Origin of the sequence: Thermalbibacter longus (assembly GCF_023806485.1) — a bacterium.
Lineage (GTDB): Bacteria > Chloroflexota > Chloroflexia > Thermomicrobiales > Thermomicrobiaceae > Thermalbibacter > Thermalbibacter longus.
This window is the reverse complement of sequence record NZ_JAMSLR010000054.1, coordinates 1-320: the sequence shown is the minus strand read 5'-3', so window position 1 is coordinate 320 and position 320 is coordinate 1. Positions and strand designations below refer to the sequence as shown.

Sequence of the window (320 nt, the reverse complement as noted above, 5' to 3'; positions counted from 1 at the left end):
ACAAGATTTGCGGTTTTTGGGAGGTTCATTAAAAGGAAGACTTTTTGCTAGAACTTTGATAAATATCTGCAATTTAGCTTTATGTGGATTTCCTTTTTTAGCGGGATTTTATTCTAAGGACGCTATTATAGAAATAGGTTACAGTTCTAGTTATAGTTTGATTTTTTTATATTTGATAGCTTTTAGAGTAGGACTTTCTGGCTCTTATTCTATGCGTTTATATTATTTTAGGTTTTTAAATGAGAGTCAAAGTAGGCCTCTCGGAGGGATTTATGAATCTGTGGATTATATATTTAAATCTAAATTTCTTTTATTTGGTT

General features: G+C 29.7%; 1 protein-coding gene. It reads left to right on the top strand.

The genetic code is table 11. The features are described 5' to 3' along the window. A partial coding sequence (locus NET02_RS16415) for a proton-conducting transporter transmembrane domain-containing protein (protein ID WP_284058508.1) occupies positions 1-320 on the top strand: 320 nt, incomplete at both ends.